The 19,577-nt window shown below is 70.3% G+C and carries 21 protein-coding genes; 9 read left to right on the top strand and 12 right to left on the bottom strand.

The annotated features are described in order from the left end of the window. The first annotated feature begins 61 nt into the window (after positions 1-61). On the top strand, positions 62-574 hold the full coding sequence (locus NAG42_RS40510; protein WP_250037823.1) for a MarR family winged helix-turn-helix transcriptional regulator: 513 nt from the start codon (positions 62-64) through the stop codon (positions 572-574). Between the two features lie 18 nt (positions 575-592). Here NAG42_RS40510 and NAG42_RS40505 read toward each other — a convergent pair whose 3' ends face one another. Then, complete coding sequence (locus NAG42_RS40505) at positions 593-793, bottom strand: hypothetical protein (protein ID WP_250037822.1); 201 nt, start codon at positions 791-793, stop codon at positions 593-595. 235 nt (positions 794-1,028) lie between these two features. On the opposite strand from NAG42_RS40505, the gene NAG42_RS45235 reads away from it, so the two are divergent. Further along, complete coding sequence (locus tag NAG42_RS45235; RefSeq protein ID WP_250037821.1) at positions 1,029-1,862, top strand: tetratricopeptide repeat protein; 834 nt, start codon at positions 1,029-1,031, stop codon at positions 1,860-1,862. Positions 1,863-2,035: 173 nt separating this feature from the next. Here NAG42_RS45235 and NAG42_RS40495 read toward each other — a convergent pair whose 3' ends face one another. Further along, positions 2,036-2,452, bottom strand: coding sequence for a MarR family winged helix-turn-helix transcriptional regulator (locus tag NAG42_RS40495; RefSeq protein ID WP_250037820.1), 417 nt, complete (start codon positions 2,450-2,452; stop codon positions 2,036-2,038). A 123-nt stretch (positions 2,453-2,575) separates the two neighbouring features. Here NAG42_RS40495 and NAG42_RS40490 point away from each other — a divergent pair, with 123 nt between their 5' ends. Next, complete coding sequence (locus NAG42_RS40490; RefSeq protein ID WP_284046567.1) at positions 2,576-4,366, top strand: ABC transporter ATP-binding protein; 1,791 nt, start codon at positions 2,576-2,578, stop codon at positions 4,364-4,366. A 52-nt stretch (positions 4,367-4,418) separates the two neighbouring features. On the opposite strand, the gene NAG42_RS40485 is transcribed toward NAG42_RS40490, so the two are convergent. The 4 genes from NAG42_RS40485 to NAG42_RS40470 form a co-directional block, all read right to left on the bottom strand. After that, positions 4,419-5,045 carry a hypothetical protein gene (locus NAG42_RS40485; RefSeq protein WP_250037819.1) on the bottom strand — a complete coding sequence of 209 codons (627 nt, stop codon included), beginning with the start codon at positions 5,043-5,045 and terminating at the stop codon, positions 4,419-4,421. Positions 5,046-5,129: 84 nt separating this feature from the next. Continuing rightward, positions 5,130-5,471 (bottom strand): VOC family protein, encoded by a 342-nt coding sequence (locus NAG42_RS40480; protein WP_250037818.1) that lies wholly within the window; start codon positions 5,469-5,471, stop codon positions 5,130-5,132. 3 nt (positions 5,472-5,474) lie between these two features. After that, positions 5,475-6,116, bottom strand: coding sequence for a nitroreductase family protein (locus tag NAG42_RS40475; RefSeq protein WP_250037817.1), 642 nt, complete (start codon positions 6,114-6,116; stop codon positions 5,475-5,477). Positions 6,117-6,125: 9 nt separating this feature from the next. Next, complete coding sequence (locus NAG42_RS40470) at positions 6,126-7,442, bottom strand: citrate/2-methylcitrate synthase (protein ID WP_250037816.1); 1,317 nt, start codon at positions 7,440-7,442, stop codon at positions 6,126-6,128. Between the two features lie 67 nt (positions 7,443-7,509). On the opposite strand from NAG42_RS40470, the gene NAG42_RS40465 reads away from it, so the two are divergent. After that, positions 7,510-8,646: a citrate synthase 2 gene (locus tag NAG42_RS40465; protein ID WP_250037815.1), complete on the top strand. Its 1,137-nt coding sequence runs from the start codon at positions 7,510-7,512 to the stop codon at positions 8,644-8,646. A 236-nt stretch (positions 8,647-8,882) separates the two neighbouring features. Beyond that, complete coding sequence (locus tag NAG42_RS40460; protein WP_250037814.1) at positions 8,883-9,110, top strand: hypothetical protein; 228 nt, start codon at positions 8,883-8,885, stop codon at positions 9,108-9,110. 122 nt (positions 9,111-9,232) lie between these two features. On the opposite strand, the gene NAG42_RS40455 is transcribed toward NAG42_RS40460, so the two are convergent. The 3 genes from NAG42_RS40455 to glgX all read right to left on the bottom strand — a co-directional run bounded on the left by NAG42_RS40455 (position 9,233) and on the right by glgX (position 12,976). Then, positions 9,233-9,748 (bottom strand): SET domain-containing protein, encoded by a 516-nt coding sequence (locus NAG42_RS40455; protein WP_250037813.1) that lies wholly within the window; start codon positions 9,746-9,748, stop codon positions 9,233-9,235. Positions 9,749-9,843: 95 nt separating this feature from the next. After that, positions 9,844-10,839, bottom strand: coding sequence for an SAM-dependent methyltransferase (locus NAG42_RS40450; RefSeq protein ID WP_250037812.1), 996 nt, complete (start codon positions 10,837-10,839; stop codon positions 9,844-9,846). Positions 10,840-10,867: 28 nt separating this feature from the next. After that, positions 10,868-12,976, bottom strand: a complete 2,109-nt coding sequence (gene glgX / locus NAG42_RS40445) for a glycogen debranching protein GlgX (RefSeq protein WP_250037811.1) — start codon at positions 12,974-12,976, stop codon at positions 10,868-10,870. An 85-nt stretch (positions 12,977-13,061) separates the two neighbouring features. Here glgX and NAG42_RS40440 point away from each other — a divergent pair, with 85 nt between their 5' ends. The 3 genes from NAG42_RS40440 to NAG42_RS40430 are packed head-to-tail and all read left to right on the top strand — an operon-like array spanning position 13,062 to position 15,360. Further along, positions 13,062-13,685: a hypothetical protein gene (locus tag NAG42_RS40440; RefSeq protein ID WP_250037810.1), complete on the top strand. Its 624-nt coding sequence runs from the start codon at positions 13,062-13,064 to the stop codon at positions 13,683-13,685. Beyond that, positions 13,682-14,845 (top strand): PrsW family intramembrane metalloprotease, encoded by a 1,164-nt coding sequence (locus NAG42_RS40435; RefSeq protein ID WP_250037809.1) that lies wholly within the window; start codon positions 13,682-13,684, stop codon positions 14,843-14,845. Before NAG42_RS40440 ends, NAG42_RS40435 begins: the two co-directional genes overlap by 4 nt. Positions 14,846-14,862: 17 nt before the next feature. Beyond that, positions 14,863-15,360: a DUF1990 domain-containing protein gene (locus NAG42_RS40430; RefSeq protein WP_250037807.1), complete on the top strand. Its 498-nt coding sequence runs from the start codon at positions 14,863-14,865 to the stop codon at positions 15,358-15,360. Here the strand turns inward: NAG42_RS40430 and NAG42_RS40425 are convergent. From NAG42_RS40425 to NAG42_RS40415, 3 genes are all read right to left on the bottom strand, one after another. After that, positions 15,357-16,238: an alpha/beta fold hydrolase gene (locus NAG42_RS40425; RefSeq protein ID WP_250037805.1), complete on the bottom strand. Its 882-nt coding sequence runs from the start codon at positions 16,236-16,238 to the stop codon at positions 15,357-15,359. The genes NAG42_RS40430 and NAG42_RS40425 overlap by 4 nt on opposite strands. Positions 16,239-16,673: 435 nt before the next feature. Then, positions 16,674-17,621 (bottom strand): LLM class flavin-dependent oxidoreductase, encoded by a 948-nt coding sequence (locus NAG42_RS40420; RefSeq protein ID WP_250037803.1) that lies wholly within the window; start codon positions 17,619-17,621, stop codon positions 16,674-16,676. After that, positions 17,618-18,217: a sugar O-acetyltransferase gene (locus tag NAG42_RS40415; RefSeq protein ID WP_250037801.1), complete on the bottom strand. Its 600-nt coding sequence runs from the start codon at positions 18,215-18,217 to the stop codon at positions 17,618-17,620. Before NAG42_RS40415 ends, NAG42_RS40420 begins: the two co-directional genes overlap by 4 nt. A 209-nt stretch (positions 18,218-18,426) precedes the next feature. Here NAG42_RS40415 and NAG42_RS40410 point away from each other — a divergent pair, with 209 nt between their 5' ends. Beyond that, positions 18,427-19,239 (top strand): inositol monophosphatase family protein, encoded by an 813-nt coding sequence (locus NAG42_RS40410; protein ID WP_250037799.1) that lies wholly within the window; start codon positions 18,427-18,429, stop codon positions 19,237-19,239. Positions 19,240-19,577 lie beyond the last annotated feature (338 nt).

Below are 19,577 nucleotides of genomic sequence, written 5' to 3'. Positions count from 1 at the left end.
GTTGAGTATCTCGATTATCGAGATTCTTACTCGTGGTGGCGAAGTCTGCAACACTGACGCCGTGGATGATGTTCGCCGGGACGTCGTGGACCTGCTGCGCCTTTACAGCATCGAGGCCCAGCGGGTGGCCCATGACTTCGCCGGCCAGCAGGGGCTGCACTTCACCGACCTGCAGGCGCTGATCGCGGTGATGCACGCGGAGCGGCGCGGGACGCCGCTCACACCGGGACGGCTGGGCGAGACGCTGGGGCTCTCGTCGGGCGCGACCACGGCGGTCATCGACCGCTTGGAGCGGGCCGGGCACCTGATGCGGACGCGGGAGAGCGCCGACCGCCGGGTTGTGCACCTGCGCTACGCGGAGCCGGGCATGGAGCTCGCCGTCGCCTTCTTCCGGCCCCTGGGTGTCCGCAGCCACGCCGTCATGGACGAGTTCAGCGAGGACGAGTTGCAGACCGTGCGGCGTTTCATGAGCGGAATGCTCGAAGCGATCACGGAACGCCATCAGGAACTGCGCACCGGAACACCGAGCCGATCCACAGCCGTGGACCCGGTGGACGAGGCCCGCCCGGGCTGATGAGAGCGGGTGCGCCGGTCAGACGGTGACGTCGACCAGGGCGGCGCGGTGGCTGTTGAGGATCCGGCGGCTGTCGTGGACGGCGGCGCGGTCGACCGCGAGCACCTCCTTGTCGGCGCCGGCGACGAAGTCGGAGCGCAGACGCTGCACGTCGGCGTACAGGTGCACGAGGCTGGTGTGGGCGGCCCAGCGGGTCTCGGTGATGGTCAGGGGGCTCATCGCTTGTTTCCTTTCGTTCCGGAGCCGGGGGATCGGCTCCGTGCCGGGAGGGCTTCGTCGCGTCCACCCGGTCTCGCCGGGCGGTGGCGCTGCTCCTCGTTGGCAACCGTCCTCGATCGGCATCGCCACCGTCCGGCATGAAGGCCCCGGTGGATGAGCTGCGTCACGTTCTCCACAACCGAGACGCACCCGGCCCGTACCGCGAACCGCGCCTGTGGATTCCGATCACAGGGTCGTGCGTACCGAAAACCTTCTCGACCGTGCCGGTGACCTGCTGACCAGCGGGCGTGCCGGGCAAGCGGCGACCCTGCTGACCCCCGTCGTCGGCGCCGAGCCCGGGAACGCCGTGGCCTGGCTGCTGCTCGCTCGTGCCCGCATGGCGCTCGGTACCTACGCCGACGCCCTCTACGCCGCCCGGACCGCGCTGACGCTCAACCCGCGCGGTGTCGAGGAGCTGTACTGGGTCAGCGCCGCCTACACCGCGCTGGGCCGGCACGACCTGGCGATCACCGCCGCGGCCGCCGCGAGCGACGAGGACCCCGGCAACCCCCGCCCGGCCGAGCGGCACGGACGGGCGCTGCTGGCGGCCGGTCGCACCGCCGAGGCCGAGTCGGTGCTGGCCGCCGCGGCCGAGATCGCCCACTACGACGCCGACGTGCAGGTGGCGTACGGGATGGCGTTGTTCGCCGCCGGTCGCCCGCTGAGCGCCCGCGAGGTGTATGCCCGCGCGCTGCGACTGGACCCCCGGCACCCGCGCGCGCTGACCGAGCTGCGCCGGCTGTCCTCGGCCGAGCACCACATCCAGGACGCCGACTCGCTCGTGCGTGTGGCCGACGCGTTCGCCGAGTCCCTGCGCGTCCCGGCCGGCGGCGTGCGCCGGCCGAACCCGGCCCGCTCGGCGTTCGGGCACCTCGCCGCCGTCGCCCTCGGCGTCTGCCTGGCCGCACTGCTGATGCTGGCCGTCCTCATCCGCATCGTCGGCGTCGAGGTCCCGATGCCGCTGCTGGTGGCCGTCTTCTGCGCCACCGGCTCGGCCGCCTGCCTGACCGCCTACGCCCGCCGCGTGTAGCCCGGGCCGCTCGCCGAACCGCCGCCCGCCCGGCGGCACATGCTGGAAAGCCCGCCCGGCGGTACATGCTGGAAAGCCCGCCCGGCGGTACATGCTGGAAAGCCCGCCCGGCGGTACATGCTGGAAAGCCCGCCCGGCGGTACATGCTGGAAAGCCCGCCCGGCGGCGGGTGGTCAGTCGGCGTCCTCGCGGAGCCGGCGCAGGAGGCGGCCGAGCTCGGCGCGGTCGCCGGCCGAGAGCTTGGCGAAGAACTGCTCACCCGCGGCCTGCCGGGCGGCCCGGATGTCGCGGCTGATCCGCACGCCCTCGTCGGTCAGCGTGACCAGGACGGCCCGGCGATCGGCCGGATCCGGATGGCGCTCGGCCAGACCCGCGTCCTGCAGGTCGTCGACGACCTCGGTGGCCGAGCGCGGGGCGATCCGCAGATGCTCGGCCAGGGCACTCGGCCGCAGGTCGCCGTGATGGGACAGCACGCTGATCGCGCGGCCCAGTGACGGCGTCAGCGCCCAGGGCTCCAGCGCCTCCCGCGTGCGGTGCCGCAGCTGCCGGGACACCGCGAAGAACGCCTCGAGCAGACCCTCGTCGTCCACCGGAATACCGTACCAGGGACTTCTGTTGTTCCCTCATGATGAGGTAACCTCAGCATGTCGGTTCGCTCGTTGCGCTCACGAACGCGCATCGGGCGAACATCCCGTACGGAAGAAGGTCCGCTCTTGGAAAGCCCGACTGAAGGCCGCACCCGCGGCGGCAAGAAGAAGCTCACCCCGGCCGAGATCGCGCAGGCTAAAAGCGTCTCGCTGCGCCGCATCGGCTCCCTGTTCACCGACCACCGCGGCCCCCTGGCCGTCGTGATCCTCACCATCGTGGCCGCGTCGATCGTCGGCATGGCCAGCCCGTTCCTGCTGCGCGAGGTCATCGACTCCGCGCTGCCCGACCAGGACGTGCGACTGCTCGTCTGGCTCGTCATCGGCATGGTCGCCGTGGCCGCCGTCACCGCCGCGCTCGGCGTCGTCCAGACCTGGATCTCCACCAAGATCGGCCAGCGCGTCATGCACCGGCTGCGGACGGACGTCTTCCGTCACCTGCAGCGCCAATCGATCGCTTTCTTCACCCGGACGCGCACCGGCGAGGTGCAGTCGCGCATCACCAACGACATCGGCGGCATGGAATCGGTCGTCACGTCCACCGCCACGTCGATCGCCTCGAACCTGACCACGGTCATCGCCACCGCGGTCGCCATGGCCGCCCTCTCCTGGCAGCTCTCGCTCGTGTCGCTGCTCGTGCTGCCGCCCTCGATCTGGCTCACCCGCCGGGTCGCGAGCATGCGCCGAGCCATCACCGCCCAGCGCCAGCGCGAGCTCGCCGACCTCAACGTGATCATCGAGGAGGGCCTGTCCATCGGTGGCGTCCAGCTGAGCAAGACCATGGGCACCGGCCCGGCCCAGGTCGGCCGGTTCACCGACTCGTCGAGCCGGCTCATCGACCTCGAGCTGCGCTCCGAGCTGGCCGGCCGCTGGCGGATGGCCTCGATGAGCATCGTCTTCGCCGCCATCCCGGCGGTCATCTACCTGGCGGCGGGCCTGCCGGTCACCTCCGGCGGCATGAGCATCGGAACGCTCGTCGCCTTCACGGCCCTGCAGACCGGCCTGTTCCGCCCGCTCATGGGGCTGCTGAACGTCGGCGTCACGGTCACCAGCTCGCTGGCGCTGTTCGCGCGCATCTTCGAATACCTCGACCTGCCGGTCGACATCGAGGAGCCGGCCCGGCCCGTGCCGGTGGCCGCGCCGCGGGGGCACCTGCGCTTCGAGGACGTCACTTTCACGTACGCGGGAAGCCCGGCCGCCGCCGTCGCCGGAGTGACCCTCGACGTGCCCGCGGGGTCGTCGCTCGCCCTGGTGGGCGAGACCGGCTCCGGCAAGAGCACCCTGGCCGCCCTGATCGCGCGCCTCTACGACCCGAGTGCCGGGCGCATCACGATCGACGGCGTCGACTTGCGCGACATGTCGCTGGAGACGCTGGCGTCGATCGTCGGCGTGGTGTCGCAGGAGACCTACCTGCTGCACACGACAGTGCGGGAGAACCTGCGGTACGCCAAGCCGGACGCCACCGACACCGAGATCGAGGCCGCGGCCCGCGCCGCGCAGATCCACGACCTCATCGCGTCGCTGCCCGACGGCTACGACACGATGGTCGGCTCGCGCGGGCACCGGTTCTCCGGCGGCGAGAAGCAGCGGATCGCCATCGCCCGCACCCTTCTGCGCGACCCGCGCATCCTGGTGCTCGACGAGGCGACGAGCGCTCTGGACAACGAAACCGAGCGAGCCGTGCAGAAAGCGTTCGACGAGCTGTCGGTCGGCCGCACGACGGTCACGATCGCTCACCGCTTGTCGACCGTCCGCCACGCCGACCAGATCGCGGTCGTCGACCACGGCCGCATCCTGGAGGCCGGCACGCACGACGACCTGGTCGATGTCGGCGGCCGCTACGCCGCCCTGGCCGCATGACCGCTCACACCGAAGACGCCCCGGTGCCGCTGGCCCGGGGCGTCTCGCTGTGTCACTTGCTCTTCTTGCCCTCCGGCGGTGGGCTGGGCAACTTCGGGGCGCTCTTGGCGTAGTCGACGACGATCGGCTTGCCCACCCGCACCAGCTCCCGGGCCCGCCGGCGCACGTCGTCGGCGCTCGTGTTGCGGCCGGCCGGCACGTGGATCGCGACGTTCCCGACGAACCGCAGGAGGTCGTCGACCGTACCCGGGAAGATGTTGCACAGCTCGGCGGCGGCCAGCAGTTGCGACTCGGGGACCCCGGCGACGTGGCCGGACAGTCCCGCCTGCCACGCCTTGGGGTGCACCAGGTAGCCGGCCGGGAGCAATCCGGGGCCGCCGAGCTCCTCGAGGGCCCGGCTGCGGTCGCCCTGAGCCGGTCGGGCCGCGCTGACCAGATAGAGGAACCCGAGCCCGCCGAGCAACCCGGTCACGGCCAGCGCGACGGCGACCGACCCGGCGCCCTTCAGCACGATGACGAAGAGCACGACGAGCAGGAAAGCGCCGGCCATCATCTCGGCGGTGCCGTCACGGGCCTCGGAATCCTCGGAACCCTCGACCGCGCGGGCGATCAGGCTTTCGTAGATCCGGTCCGTCGGCTGCCACCGATCGTCGCGGACCGGCAGAGTCCGCTGAGACATGGGGCGGGTTCCTTCCTCGGGGCGTCGTCGTGCGATACCCCGCTATCGGCCGGCCCCCGCCGCACTTTACGAGTCGCCGCCGGGCTACTCCTCGACGCAGAACTCGTTGCCCTCCGGGTCGCGCAGCACGGTGATGCCGTCGGCTTCCCAGGCGAACGTCGCGCCGAGGGCGGTCAGCCGCGCCACCTCGGCCGGGATGTCGCCGCCGGGCGCCCGCAGGTCGAAGTGCAGCCGCAGCTTGCCCTGCTTGGGCTCGGGAACCCGCTGGAACCACAGGTTCGGCCCGCCCCAGCCCGGTGCCTCGACGAACGCCTTGGCCGGCGTGCCGTCCTCGTCGAGTTCACCACCGAGCGCGGCCGCCCAGAAACGCGCCACGACCAAGGCGTCCTGGCAGTCGAAGGTCAAACTCTTGACGTACGGATTCACCGCTCAGCCCCGATCCTCGTACCGCTCCTGGAAGACGACCTCGTCGAGCGGCCGCCGCTTCGGCTGCGCCCACCGCCCGCGAGCCGGGTAGCCGAGCGGGATCAGGGCCATCGTGAGCGCATCGGCCGGCAGGTTCAACAGCTTGCGTACGTCGTCCTCGTGCCCCGCGTGGAGCGTCGTCAAGGTCGAGCCGATGCCGTAGGCCCGAGCGGCCAGCATCAGTTGCTGCACAGCGCCGTAGATGGAGGAGCCCAGCCGCGGATTGCTGGACCGCGCGGCCCCGATCAGCACCGGGAAGATCCAGACGGGTGCCTCCTCGAGATGGCCCGCGAGGTGGTCGGCGGCCCGGAAGGTGGCGGCGCTCATGCCGCCCGGGTCGTCGGAGTTCAGGATCTGCTCGCGCCGGGAGCCGTAGCTGGTCTCCCAGCCCTCCCGATACCACTCGGCGATCTGCCGCTTGACCTCCGGATCGCGCACGACGATCCAAGCCCAGCGCTGAGTGTTGCCACCGCTGGGCCCGCGCACGGCGGCGTCGAGGATCGCCCGGATCACGTCCTCGGGGATCGGGTCGGGCGAGAGATAACGGCGAGCGGGCGTGGAATGCAGCCCTTCGAGCAGGGACAGGCTGTTCGGATCGGACGACATTCCCGGACCCTACCGTCCGTCGCCGGCGGGCGTGCGGCCCGAATACTCGCCCGAGGGCCGGAATCGGGACGGCCGGTCGGCGTATTCCTCGAGGGCGTGCGCGAGCCACCCGGCCGTCCGGGCGATGGCGAAGATGGTCTCGCTGGCGTCGGCCGGCATGTCGTGCTCCAGCGCGAGCGCGGCGAGGGCCAGGTCCACATTGGGCTCGAGGCCCGATCGCGTACGCATGACGTGCGCGACACGGTCGGCCGCGGCCCGGGCGCGGGTGTCGCCGAGCATGTCGAGCAACGCCGACGCCCGTGGATCGCCGTCGGGGTAGAGACGGTGCCCGAAGCCGGGGACCGGCTCGCCGGGGCGCACGGTGCCGGCGATGGCGCCGACCGGGTCGGGCCGGGTCAGGGCGTCGGCCAGCAGGTCGTGGGCGAGGCCGCTGGCCGCGCCGTGCAGCGGGCCGTCCAGGGCGGCCAGGCCGGCGCCGACCACGGCGTAGGGGTGGGCGCGGGTGGATGCGGCGACCCTGGCGGCCAGCGTGGAGGCGGCGATGTCGTGATCGGCGAGCAGGATCAGGGCGGCGTCCAGCAGGTTGATGTCCTGGGGGGTGGGGGGTCGCGTGGTGAGTCGTGGCCAGAGCCGCTCAGCTAGGCGTGGGGGTGGGGCCGGGTAGTGATCGGGTGCTGGGAGGGGGTCGCCGTCGGTCGCGTGGTTCGCGGTGGCGGCGGTGAGGGGTTTGCCGGCGGCAGTGTTGTTCGCGGCGGGGGTGGTGAGCGCTTTGCCGGCGGCAGCGTTGCTTGCGGTGGGGGTGGTGAGGGGTTCGCCGGCGGTTGTGTTGTTCGCTCGGGCGGGGCCGGCGCGCCGGGCGGGTGGTAGTGCGGCGACCATGGTGCCCAGCAGGGTGCGGCCGGTGGCGATGACCGCGGCCGGGGACGTGTCGAAGCGCAGGGGGTCGCCGGCTGCGGCCGCGGCGACGATCACGCGCAGGCGGTCGGTGTGGCGGGCGGTGTGGGGAAGCGGAGCGATGACCGCCTCGGACAGCACGACCTCTTCGAAGCTGGCCACCCGCGCGAGCTGGACGGCGTCCTGGCCGCGGTAGTGCAGGGTGCCATCCTGGATGAGCGTGATGCCGGTCCGGATGCCCGGAGTCGTGGTGTGATTGCGGGCGGCCAAGAACGCGTCGACTTCGGCCCGATCGAAAAGGCTGCCTTTCCCGTCGGCGTTGCGGTGGCTGCCGAGCAGGCCGCGGCTCACGTAGGCATAGACCGTCGCCGGCTTGACCCCGAGCAGGTGGGCGACCTCCCGGGTGCTCAGTCGCGGCGGATCCGTCTTCATGTGGACATGCTCTCATGTTGACTGGATCAATGTTGACGTCAACATGAACGATGCGCACGCTGCAGTCATGGTGAACGTGAATCCAGGATTGGCCGGTGTCGTCGCGTTCGACACCGAGATTGCCGAGCCCGACCGGGACGGGGGCGCGCTGCGCTACCGCGGCGTCGACATCCGCTCCCTGGCCGGAGCCGTCTCCTTCGGCGACGTGTGGGGCCTGCTCGCGGACGGCAACTTCGACTCGCCGCTGCCGCCGGAGGACGCATTCAGAGGCGACGACGCATTCAGAGACGACGGCAGGTTGACGGTGCGGACCGGTGATGCGCGGGTGGACGTCCAAGCCGCGGCGGCTGCGCTGCGGATGCGGCCGCTCATCGACATCTCGGACGCGGAGGCGCGGCTGGACGTCGCGCGGGCGTCGGCCGCGATGCTGGCTGTGGTGGCGGCTTCGGCTCGCGGGGACGGGCTGCCGCCGGTGCCGGACAGCCGCGTAGCCGAAGCGCCGGATGTGACGTCGCAGTTCATGATCCGGTGGCGGGGGGAGCCGGACCCGCGGCACGTGGCGGCGATCGATCGCTACTGGGTCTGCGCGGCCGAGCACGGCATGAACGCGTCGACGTTCACGGCACGCGTCGTTGCCAGCACGGGCGCGGACGTCGGGGCGTGCCTCTCGGCGGCGGTCGGTGCGATCTCGGGGCCCCTGCACGGCGGGGCGCCGGCGCGTGCGCTCGGCATGGTCGCGGCCGTCGAGCAGAGTGGGGACGCGCGGGCGTACGTCAAGAAGGTGCTCGACAGCGGGCAGCGGCTGATGGGCTTCGGGCACGCGATCTATCGGGCCGAGGATCCGCGCGCCCGGATCTTGAGGGAGGCCGCGCGTGAACTGGGCGCGCCCCGCTACGAAGTCGCCCTGGAGCTGGAGAAGGCCGCGCTGGCTGAGCTGCGCGAGCGCAAGCCGGATCGGGTGCTCGAGACCAACGTCGAGTTCTGGGCCGCCATCGTCTTGGACTTCGCCGAGGTCCCGGTTGATCTGCTCGCCGCGATGTTCACTTGTGCACGAACGGCCGGCTGGAGTGCACACATCCTCGAGCAGAAACGCCTGGCCAAAATCATCCGCCCGTCGGCGGACTATGTGGGCCCACCCGAGCGTGCCGCCGCCGACCTGCCGGGCTGGGACGCAGCCCTGAAGCGCTACACCGTGCCGCGCTGATCGTCGCGCGGCTCGCCAGGTCCGATGTGCGCTCGGGCGTCGCTGCGAGGGGCGGTGAGCGTCTGCGCGCTGTCTCGCTTGGTGATGAGCGTTTGGCTACCGCTTCGAAGTGTGATGAGCGTTTGGGCGTTGTTTTCGGAGTTCTATGGGCGTTCGCTCGACAGCCCGTGATCGAGTGAGTGTGGTGGCGGTGAAAATCGGTCGCGGCGAGCCGGACGCAAGCGCACGATGCTGCAATGGCGGGTGCACCGGAGGGATTCACGTACCGCGTTCGGAAGAACGGGGACATCGAGCTGCTGCATCATGAGCGTCCGGCCGGCGTTCTTCGCGGGTCGGCCGCCGCGCGGTTCCTGGTCGATGTGGAGCAGGACGATCCGCAGGAGCTGATGGCCCGGCTCACCGGGAACTACCGCCACGGCAACGAACGCGTCGCCCGGAACCACCCACGCAACCGCGGACGGTAGTAGAGCCTTAGCCGGCAAATGGAGTTACTGCCGGTCAGGCCGCCGTAGTCGGCCGGGCCGCTGCCGGTAGCCGGACTGCGGCCGGTCGGTACTTGACTGGCCAGGGGCGGTCCCGGACGTGGTCAGGTTGCGTTGTGGATGCGGGTCAGCAGGGCCGGCACCCAGTGGTCGCCGTACAGCTGTTGCAGGTCCAGGCGTTGCCAGTCGTGGCCGGTGACCAGGCCGCGGCATCGGCGGGCGCCGCAGCGGCACGGCATCGTGAAAGCGTCGACGCCCGTGCTGGTGGCGTAGTCGTTCGTCAGTTCCTCGCCGGCGGCGACGTCGCGGCGGGCGGTCAGTGTGTACGGCGCGCCCCACCACAGGTTCGGGTCGCAGCTGTGGTTGCCCTTGCCGTTGTCGCGGGCGGACGGCAGCACCAGATGACTGTCCTCGCCCACAGTGATCGTGTCGACGAAGTCCCTGGAACCTTCCAGCAGGCCGGCCAGCTCGCCGGTCGATACGAGTCGGCCGCCCAGGCGAGACACGGTCGCGCCCACCGAGATCGGCGCCCGCGCGAACAAGCCGGCACCGTCGATCGGCGACGAGCGCACCTCGACCGCGGGATGCAACCAGCAGTCCGGCTCAGGTGTGGGCCACATGTGCCCACCATCCACCGACCTCAATGGACGCGCAAGCCGACGGGAGCCCGGCCAGTGGCTGTGTGAAGGCCGACCCGCTGCGCGCGGAAAGGTGATCAGGCGGGGAACAGCTCGCGGTGCAGCGGCGACTGGCGGAAACCACCGTCGTGGTGCGGGCCGGACCACGTCAACGGCTCCTCAGCGCCCGGCGTTCCGACGGCGACGTGATAGTCGGGATGCACGCCGTCGTCGCTGGTGGAGCGGCCCAAGGTGACCGTGAGCCGGTCGCCCTCGTGGACCGGCACACCGGCCAGCGAGAGCGGGACATAGACCGGCGCCCACCCGCGGGTGCCGCCGGTCAGCGTGTCGATCTCCGGCCGGCCGGCCGCCGGCGTGACGGCGACCCGGGTCCACAGCAGCAGGCCGGTCATCCGCGCGGAGGCGACGTCGACGGTGAGACCGGCCGTGGTGACCCCTTCCGCTTCGGGTGGTGGTCGGCGGTGGTCGAAGACGAGCGATTCGACCACCGCCGACGACGAAACGCGCAACGACTCGCCCGGGCCGCCCAGGCACAGCCGCAGATCGAAGGGCGCCCCGGCCGCGGCGAAGACCTTGTCCACGTACGGAAGGCTCTCCCGGGCCAGGACCCGGGCGCTGCCGGGAAGCTCGACCGCCGCGGCCCACGTCTGGATGCGGAACGGGATCCAGACGCAGTCAGCTGTGCACAGGCGCCGCCGCGCGTCGGTGAGCACGGCGGCGGCGCCCTCGGCGGAAGCGATGTTCCCGACGATCTCCGAGACGCACACCTGAGCCGGGGTGGGCAGCTCGACCCGGGTCGAGAGCCCTTCGACGACCGTCACCCGGCCGGCGAGCCCCGCCACCGCCAGCCGGGCCTGGGCCGCCGCATCCGGCTGCTGTTCCACGGCGTAGACGTGACGGGCCCCGGCCCGCGCGGCCTCGACCGCCCACAACGCGTCCCGCCCGGTGCCGATGTCGAGCACGACCTTGCCCGCCACCGACCCGGCGATCGCCTCTCGATAGGCGAGGAACCGCGGGTCGCGAACGGAGAAGGCGTCGTACACCGCGTCGTCGTAGACCGGATATTCGCCCATCGACGGGAACAGGGAGAAAGGCGTCTCACTAATAGCGACACCGCAGGACCACCAGGGTGTTCCCCATGACCTCGTGCTGCGACGCGGCCTTGGCGGTCTTCCGGCGGATCGCCAGCAACGGGTCGGCGGTGTTGACGACGATTTCCCACGTCTTGCCGAAGGTGCGATCGGGCAGGGTGAACTGCACCGCATCGCCCAGCGGGTTGAACAGCAGAAGGAACGAGTCGTCGGTGATCGGCTCGCCCAGAGCGCCCCGTTCCGGGATTCCGCGGCCGTTGAGGAAGACCGTCATCGTCATGCCGCTGCGGGTGTTCCAGTCGGCCTCGGTCATCGGCTGGCCGTCGCGCCGCAGCCACGCGATGTCGGGCACCTTGTCATCGCCGTACGCGTCGCCGGTGAAGAAACGCCGGCGGCGGAAAATGGGATGCTTGGCCCGCAACGCCGTGAGTCTGCGGGTGAAGCTGGTCAGCACGTCCTGATTGCGGGCGTCGGTCCAATCGACCCAGCTGATCTCGTTGTCCTGGCAGTAGACGTTGTTGTTGCCGAGCTGCGTGCGCCCGAGCTCGTCGCCGTGGGCAATCATCGGCACGCCTTGCGAGAGCAGCAGGGTGGCCAGGAAGTTGCGTTTCTGACGCTCCCGCAGGCCGATGACGTCCGGGTCCTCGGTCGGCCCTTCGACGCCGCAGTTCCACGAGCGGTTGTGGCTTTCGCCGTCGCGGTTGTCCTCGCCGTTGGCCTCGTTGTGCTTCTCGTTGTACGACACCAGGTCGTTCAGCGTGAACCCGTCGTGGGCGGTGACGAAGTTGATGGACGCGATCGGGCGGCGGCCGTCGATCTCGTACAGGTCGGAACTGCCCGTGAAGCGGGAGGCGAACTCGCCCAGGGAGGACGGCTCACCCCGCCAGAAATCGCGGACCGAGTCGCGATAGCGACCGTTCCACTCGGTCCACAGGGGTGGGAAGCCACCGACCTGATAACCGCCGTCGCCGACGTCCCACGGCTCGGCGATGAGCTTGACCTGCGAGACGATCGGGTCCTGGTTGACCAGGTCGAAGAACGCGGCCAGCCGGTCGACGGCGTGGAACTCGCGGGCGAGGGCGGCCGCCAGGTCGAAGCGGAAACCGTCGACGTGCATCTCGGTCACCCAGTAGCGCAGCGAGTCCATGATGAGCCGCAGCGACTCGTGGTGCCGGACGTTGAGGCTGTTCCCGGTGCCCGTGGTGTCGTAGTAGAACTGTTTGTTGTCGTCGACCAGCCGGTAGTACGCGGGATTGTCGATGCCCCGGAACGAGAGCGTCGGGCCCAGGTGGTTGCCCTCGGCGGTGTGGTTGTAGACGACGTCGAGAATCACCTCGATGCCCGCCTGGTGCAGTGCCTTCACCATCGATTTGAATTCCTGCACCTGACCGCCGTGCCCGCCGAACGACGCGTACCCGTTGTGGGGTGCGAAGAAGCCGATGGTGTTGTAGCCCCAGTAGTTCGTGAGGCCGCGATCGACGAGCGTGCTGTCGTGCACGAATTGGTGCACCGGCATGAGCTCGACCGCCGTCACGCCCAGCTCTTTCAGATACTTGATCATCGCCGGGTGGGCGAGCCCGGAGTACGTCCCGCGTACGTCCTCGGGGATCTCGGGGTGCCGTTCGGTCATGCCCTTGACGTGCGCCTCGTAGATGACCGTCTGGTGGAACGGAATGCGCAGCGGCCGGTCGTTGCCCCAGTCGAAGAACGGGTTGATGACCACCGACTTCTGGGCGTAAGCCGCTGAATCGTCGTCATTGCGGGAATTCGGGTCGCCGAACCGGTACGCGAAAAGTGCCTCGTTCCAGTCGTTACGTCCGTCGATCGCCTTGGCGTACGGGTCGAGGAGCAGCTTGCTCGGGTTGCAGCGCAGGCCGTTGCCCGGGTCGTAGGGGCCGTGCACCCGGTATCCGTACCGCTGACCCGGCACGATTCGCGGCAGATAGCCGTGCCAGACCAGGGCCTCGCGCTCGGGCAGGTCGATGCGGGTCTCGTTGCCCTCGTCGTCGAAGAGGCACAGTTCGACCCTTTCGGCGAGTTCGGAGAAAAGGGCGAAATTCGTCCCACCACCGTCATAGGTCGCGCCCAGCGGGTACGGGTTTCCTGGCCAGATGTGCATGCGAGTGTTGCTTCCCTCCCACCACGGTCGTCAATCCGCGCGTTCGACGTTCCTCGGCACTAGGTTGTTGCCCAAGGGGGTGCTCATGACTACAGGCATACCGGGCTGGGTGCCCGTCGAACATCGGTGGTTCGGCCTCGATCGGCGTTCCTTGAAGCCCGCGCTGTTCGTCCTCATTGTGGCGCTGCTGCTCATCTACGGCTGGCCGGCGCTCAACGCGGTCATTCCGTGGGACAACGCCACGAAGGCCGGCGACGTGCTCGACCTGGGCGACGGCGCGACGGCGGTGCCGCCGGTCGGCTGGCAGCTCGAGTCCGGTGCGCTGGTCAGTGACCGTACGGAAGTGGTCCCGACGCAGGACGACGTGAAGCTGGCCAAGGGCGGCACGACCATCCAGATGACCGGCGCGTCGTTCAACGGCACCGCGGCCCAGTTCCTCGACCAGGTCCTCACCTCCGAGGATCCGGAGGCTCACATCTCCGGTGCGCCGGCGACGTTGACCACCACGTCCGGCCTGGTCGGTGTGGTCCGCAGCGCCAGCGGCACCGGCGGTGACGAGCTCCTGGCCGCCTTCAAGATGTCGCAGTCCGCACCGGCGGCCGCGCCCGCTCTGCTCGTCGACGTCTCCGCCGTGCCGGGCGAGTTCCAGCAGGTGTCCGGCGAGATCGAGGCGTTCCTGCGCAGCATCACCCCGGGAGCGAACGAATGACGATCACCACCGCGGACGCCAAGGCCGCGCAGCTCGAAGCCATCGACGAGTCGGGCTGGGGCGCGCGCTTCACGTTCTTCCAGCCCCACAACCCGGCCTTCTGGGTCTACGTCATCGGTGTCGGCGCCGGTGCGATCGGCATGATCAAATACTTCGGGCCGGGGCTCGGTGGCACCTATCGGCTCGCCGTGACCAGCGGGATCGTCTTCTTCGGGATCTACCTCATCCCGTGGCTGCTCTTCCTGCGCCGGCAGAACCGCTACACCGCGCAGCCCGGGAAGCTGCTGGCCACCGGTTTCGTCTGGGGTGCCGTGGCGGCGACCTTCTGGATCGCCCTGCCGGCCAACACCGCCCTGCTCGAGATCTGGACGAAACTGCTCGGCCCGGCCGGCGCCAACACGTGGGGAGCCGGCTTCAGCGCCCCGATCGACGAGGAGTGGAGCAAGGGCCTCGGCCTGATCCTGCTGATCGCGCTGGCCCCGCGGCTGGTGCGCAGCGCCTACGACGGATTCATCATCGGTGCGTTCATCGGGCTGGGCTTCCAGGTCTCCGAGGACATCCTGTACGCGTACAACAACGCGACCGCCAGCTTCGGGGTCGGCCAGCTGGAGTCGTCGCTGTTCATCCTGGCCCTGCGCGGGTTCGTCGGCATCACGTCGCACGCCCTGTTCAGCGCGGTCTTCTGCGCCGGCGTGATGTGGATCCTCGGCCGCGCGCCGGGGGAGAGGCGCGTCGGCCGGGGCATCCTGGCCTGCCTGGCCGCGATGTTCCTGCACTTTGCCTGGGACGACGCGTCCGGCCTGTTCCGCTTCAGCACCTTCCTGACGATCGTCGCGCCGTACCTGATCCTGATGCCGCTGGCGATCGCGGTCCTGCTCGTCGTCCGGCGCCTGGCCTCGGCGAAGGAGCGCACGTGGATGCGCGAGCTGCTGGCACCCGAGGTCGAGGCGGGCGTCATCGATCCACCGTTGCTCGACGCGGTGAGCGGTCTGCACAAGGACCGCCGCCACTTCGCCAAGCTTGTCCACAACAAGCGACGCGCGCGCCATCTGATCGAGACCGCGCACGACCTGGCGCAGGAGATCGCGGTGTCGGCCGGACACGAGACGCCGCGGGTCGCGCATGCCCGGGCCGAGTTGCTCCGTTTACACCGGACGTGACCGGATACCTTGACGCCATGGACAAGCCCTTGACGTACGCCCAGGTCGGTGCCACCCGTGAGGGCCCGTTGCCGGCCGGGTACGACCATGTCCACCGCGACGCTCCCCTCGGGCACGGCCAGGCGACGTTCGACCGGGCGGTGGACGGGCTCTTCCACTGGCGCATGCACCGCGCGGCCGGCCTCAGCGTCCGTGGCGCCGACCGGCCGGCCGCAGTCGGTGTGGACGTGACCCTGGCCCTGGCGTTCCTGACCATCCCGTGCCGCGTGGTCTACACGGTCGACGAGCCGGACCGCAAAGGCTTCGGCTACGGCACCCTGCCCGGGCATCCCGAGAGCGGCGAGGAAGCCTTCTTCGTGCGGATGAAGGACGACGGCGAGGTCCGTTTCCAGCTGCGGGCCTTCAGCCGGCCGGCCACCCTTCTCGTACGGCTGGCCGGCCCCATCGCGATGCTGGTGCAACGCTTCGCGACCGACCGCTACGTCAAGGCGATGCAGCAGGTCGCTCACAGTTAGAGCCGGTCGGCGTCCACCACGGCCTGGGCGAACTCGCGTGGTGCCTCCTGCGGGACGTTGTGGCCGACGTCGAACGTGCGGTGGCGGTACTTGCCGGTGAAGTGGTCGCGGTAGGCGCTGCCGTCGCCCGCGGGCGTGAACGGGTCGTGCCGGCCGTCGATGGTGACGGTGGGCACGCCGATGGTCGGGGCCTGCTGCAGGCGGCTCTCGATCGGGGCGTACTCGGGCTCGGCCGGGGCCAGGCTGAGCCGCCAGCGATAGTTGCCGATCACGATGGGCACGTAGTCGGGGTTGGTGAACGCGGCGGCCGTACGCGCGTACGTCTGCTGGTCGAACTTCCAGGTCGGTGAGTTGAAGCGCCAGATGAACTCGCCGAGCTCACGGTAGTAGCGCTGGAAGCCGAGGCGACCGCGCTCGGTGGAGAAGTAGTACTGGTACCACCACGCGTTCTCGGCCGCCGGGGGCAGCGGCGCCTTGTTCGCCTCCAGGTTGGTGATCAGATATCCGGTGACCGAGACAAGCGCCTTGACCCGTTCCGGCCACAGGGCCGCGATGATGTCGGCGGTGCGCGAACCCCAGTCGTACCCGGCGAGGAGCGCCCGCTTGATGCCGAGCGCGTCCATCAGGGCCAGGGTGTCCAGCGCGAACGCGGCCTGGTCGACGTTGCGGGGTGTGGACGGCGACCGGAACGTCGTGGTGCCGTGGCCCCGGAAGTACGGGACGATCACGCGGTAACCGCGCGAGGCGAGCAGCGGGGCAACCTCTTCGAAGCTGTGGATGTCGTACGGGAAACCGTGCAGCAATACGACCGGTCGTCCGGTGGACCGGCCCAGCTCGACGTAGCCGACGTTGAGAACTCCGGCGTTGATGTGTTTCACCGGGCCGAATCGTGCCTGCCCGGCCGCCGCTCCGCCGCTCCCCACAAGCGGGGCGATGCCCGCGGCGAGGGCCGCGGTGCCAGTCGCTTGCAGAAACTGCCGGCGTCCGGAGTTCGAGTCCATGAGAAGCCTCCGCTGTGGATAGCGTGTTGCTGTCGCTTCTCACGCTCACATCCGGCGGGCGCGATGAACCCAGGAAGACCCACTGGCCGCTTTCCACCGGGCACCCGGGTCAGGCTTGTCGGCACGTGACGCGCACCGCTTTGGCCTTGACGCCGCCGATGTCCGCTGTCCGAGCCGCGAGCCGCGAGCCGCGAGCCGCGAGCCGCCAGCCGGAGCCGCGAGCCGCGAGCCGCGAGCGGGGAGTCGGGAGCCGCCAGCCGCCAGCCGCGAGCCGCCAGCCGCGAGCTCCGAGCCGGGTGCCGGGGTCGCGGGCTATCGCCGGAGAACCTGCGCGAGGCGGTCGAGGGCGTCGAGACGGTCTGCCTCGGCCGGGATCAGTACCACGCTGGTGGCTCCGGCCTGGTGGCGGGCGGCGATCCGGGCGCGTACCTCGTCGGGGGTGCCGGCCAGCGACAACTCGCGCACCCACTCGTCGGGCATCGTGGCCGCGAACTCCTCCGGGCCCGACGACGCCTCGCGGTGGCGGGCCAGGTCGCCGGCGAACGGCAGGGGCGCCAGGTGCGGAGCCCAGTCCGGCTCGCCCATCCAGGCCAGGCCGGGCCGCACCAGATCGCGGGCCGCCCGGCCGTCGTCGCCGACCACCGCGGCGTCGTACGTGATGACCTCGAGCGACGCCGAGCCCAGATGCCCGATCGACGCCCGCACGTAGGGCGGCGCGGCGGGCTCGGCCAGGAGCACACCGTCGGACACCCGGCCGGCCAGCGCGATCGATTTCGGACCGCGCACACCGAGCACGACCGGCGGCACGACCTCAGGGCTCTCGCCGATGACGACGCCCTCGACCTGCACGTACCGGCCCGCCGCCGGTCCCGGATCGCCGCGCAGCAGGGTCCGGACCGCCACCGTGTACTCCTCGAGCAGCGTCAGCGGGCTGGCCGGCCAGGCTCCTACCTGCTGCATCCAGCCGGGCATGCCGTGGCCGATACCCGCGATCAGCCGGCCCGGGAAGAGCTGCGCGAGAGTCGCCAGCTCCATCGCCGCGAACGCCGCGTTGCGGGCGCCCGCCGGCAGGATCCCGATGCCCACCACGATCCGCGAAGTCGTGGCGAGCACAGCACTGGCCTGGGCGATCCCACCCCGGAAGCCGAGGTCTTCCACAACCCACAGCTCGTCGAAGCCGAGCTCGTCGGCGCGCTGTGCATAACCCAGCACCTCGTCCACAGGAAGATCCCGCGGAAGCATCACACCCACACGCGTCACGACGAGCTCCCCTGAAATCCGGTCCGGTCGGCCTCGGTGATCTTACGGAGCACCCGCGCCGGATTTCCGGCCACGATCACTCCAGCCGGAACTGAACGCGTCACCACACTGCCCGACCCGACAACCGACCCGTCACCGATCGTCACTCCCTGATTGATCGTGACGTCACCACCCACCCACACCCGATCACCGATCGTCACCGGCTTCGCGTAACAGCCGCCGGCCGCACGCTCATAGGGGTCGATCGCATGGTTGCTCGTGTAGATGCCCACCCGCGGCCCGAAGAGCACGTCGTCACCGATCGTGATCCCACCACCGTCGAGCATCACGCAGTCGAAGTTCGCGTAGAACCGGTCGCCGACACTGATGTTGAACCCGAACTCGCATCGGAAGGTGGGCTCGAAGTGACAATTGGCCCCCACGCTCTGTAACAGCCTGCGCAGAATCGCCTCCCGCGTTGCTTGCGGCTGCCCGAAGCTGTCGTTGTACTCGACGGTGAGCAACACCGTGCGCTGCCGCGCCTCGACGAGTTCCTCGGTCAGGTCGTCATACATCGCACCGGTCAGGATGTGGGCCCGCTGCCGCTCGAGAGTCACAACCGATCCTTACGCGAACGCCGCCTGGGGAAAACCCTTTCGGAGATCAACATCAGGATGTCGTAGCGGGGTGGTGGGTTCGGACCGCAACTCACGTCGAGGGCCCGGGTGGCCCGAGCAGGGCGCCGGCGCGCCCAAAGCGCTCGACCCACCCGGGCGACGTGCGTGAGCGGTGACGCTCGAAACCCCGTCGGTCCTAGGATCGTGTCGTGTCGATCAATGATGGTGAACTGGCGGTGGCGGCGGCCGAGGCGGGCGCGGCGGTGGTGCTCGAGCGGTACGGCACCGAGCTTGCGCGTTTCGACAAGGCGCCGGGCGATTTCGCCACGCAGGCCGACCTCGACGCGGAGGAGGCGGTTCTGGCTGTTCTGCGCTCGGCCCGGCCGGACGATGTGGTTGTCGGTGAGGAGAGCGGGCGGTCCGGAGCGGCCGGCGGTGAGCGCGAATGGCTGGTCGACCCGCTCTGCGGGACGCTCAACTACGCGGCCCGCACCATGCTGGTCTCGGTCAACGTCGCTCTCCGCACGAGAACAGCGGCCGATGCCGGTGGGGGACGCACGTCGGCTGCCGCGTCGGCCGACCCGTTCGCGGCGGAGGTGTTCTGGACCGACGGCGACCGGGCCTGGGTGCGCCGGTCGGGCCGCGACGAACCACTCGTTCCGGACGCCGCCTCGAGCCTGGTGGATCTCAACCTCGATCCGCCGTTCCCGAGCGCGCCGACCTTCCGGGCGGCCCGGCTACTCCTCGACGACCGGTTCACCGCCCGTTTCCGGCCGCGCGTCATCTCCAGCACGCTCGCCGTGGCCTGGGTCGCGGCGGGCCGGCGAGCCGCCTACATCACCGACGGCCACCTGGCCGACAGCGTCCATTTCACCGCCGGCATTGCCCTGTGCCAGGCCGCCGGCTGCGTGGTGACCAGCCTCGACGGCGGCCCACCCCACACCGGCGACGAGGGCCTGCTGATCGCCGCCGACCACGAGACCCACGCCGCCCTGCTCATCCTGATCCGTTCCCAGTGGTGATAGGCCCGCCAATCCGTTCCCGGGTGGTGTCAGGTCGCCGTTCCGTTCCTCGGTGGTGGTGGTGTGCCTGATCCGTTCCCGGGTGGTGGTGGGTCGCTGTTCTGTTCTTGGGTGGTGGCGGCGTGCCTGATCCGTTCCTGGGTGGTGGTGGCGTGCCTGATCCGTTCCCGGTGGTGATGGGTCCGTGTTCTGTTTGCCGGTGGTGGTGGCTCGCCTGACTTGTTCCGGGTGGATTGGGGTCGCTGATCTTTTCCCGGTGGTGGCGGCTCTCCGGGGTTGCTGCCGGATGGTGGGTCGCTGATCTGTTCGGGTGGTGGCGGCCGCCCTCGCCCGCTCTC

It is taken from the genome of Paractinoplanes maris (genome assembly GCF_023544465.1).
GTDB classification, from domain to species: domain Bacteria; phylum Actinomycetota; class Actinomycetes; order Mycobacteriales; family Micromonosporaceae; genus Actinoplanes; species Actinoplanes maris.
The sequence above is the reverse complement of the archived record's forward strand: the minus strand, read 5'-3'. Positions and strand labels throughout refer to the sequence as shown.